We start from the raw sequence: 921 nt of genomic DNA on the forward strand, positions 1-921 counted from the left end.
TACACCATATTCGGTGCAGATCTTTAATTTATCACATCTAACTTTCTAAGTCAACAACTTTTTAGCTTTATGTGATTTTTTCTACTCAGTTAAACTCGTGTGTTTCGTGAGTAGATTTTTAGTATAACACATTGCTTTTCATTAATCAAGAGGTTTTTTAAACCTCGTTTAAATTAATGGTGCGGTCGGCGAGACTCGAACTCGCACGGGTCGCCCCGCCACCCCCTCAAGATGGTGTGTCTGCCAATTCCACCACGACCGCATGTAAAACGTCTCAGGAGAGGTTCGAACTCCCGACCGTCCGCTTAGAAGGCGGATGCTCTATCCAGCTGAGCTACTGAGACATATTGTAGTTATAAAAAAATGGGGCGATCGATGGGACTTGAACCCACGAGTGCCGGAGCCACAATCCGGTGCGTTAACCCCTTCGCCACGACCGCCATAATGTATACGTTTTTAAGATTGTTCCTTGGCAGGGGCAGTAGGAATCGAACCCACACCAAAGGTTTTGGAGACCTTCGTTCTACCGTTAAACTATGCCCCTATGGTAGCGGTGGAGGGGATCGAACCCCCGACCTTTCGGGTATGAACCGAACGCTCTAGCCATCTGAGCTACGCCGCCATAATTATTCGTAATAAAAAGAAGTGGCGGAGGGAGAGGGATTCGAACCCCCGTGAGCTTGCACTCTAACGGTTTTCAAGACCGCCCCGTTATGACCACTTCGGTATCCCTCCGCAAAATATGGAGCGGGTGATGGGAATCGAACCCACGCGACCAGCTTGGAAGGCTGGAGTTCTACCATTGAACTACACCCGCTTGAATATGGTGCCGGTGAAGGGACTTGAACCCCCACGGTTTCCCTCACGATTTTGAGTCGCGCGCGTCTGCCATTCCGCCACACCGGCATATTCATTTGAAAC

General features: G+C 49.3%; 8 tRNA genes. All 8 read right to left on the reverse strand.

What is annotated here, in order from left to right:
* Window positions 1–177: 177 nt before the first annotated feature.
* Window positions 178–262 (reverse strand) — tRNA-Leu (locus ACM6JA_RS19690).
* A gap of 8 nt (window positions 263–270) precedes the next feature.
* Window positions 271–344, reverse strand: a tRNA-Arg gene (locus ACM6JA_RS19695).
* A gap of 20 nt (window positions 345–364) precedes the next feature.
* A tRNA-His gene (locus ACM6JA_RS19700) sits at window positions 365–440 on the reverse strand.
* Window positions 441–470: 30 nt separating this feature from the next.
* Window positions 471–544, reverse strand: a tRNA-Trp gene (locus ACM6JA_RS19705).
* Between the two features lies 1 nt (window position 545).
* Window positions 546–622: transfer RNA gene (locus tag ACM6JA_RS19710), tRNA-Met, on the reverse strand.
* A gap of 24 nt (window positions 623–646) precedes the next feature.
* Window positions 647–735 (reverse strand) — tRNA-Ser (locus tag ACM6JA_RS19715).
* Window positions 736–743: 8 nt separating this feature from the next.
* A tRNA-Gly gene (locus ACM6JA_RS19720) sits at window positions 744–817 on the reverse strand.
* 7 nt (window positions 818–824) lie between these two features.
* Window positions 825–906, reverse strand: a tRNA-Leu gene (locus ACM6JA_RS19725).
* Window positions 907–921 lie beyond the last annotated feature (15 nt).

It is taken from the genome of Brevibacillus sp. IT-7CA2 (assembly GCF_949767855.1).
Lineage (GTDB): Bacteria > Bacillota > Bacilli > Brevibacillales > Brevibacillaceae > Brevibacillus.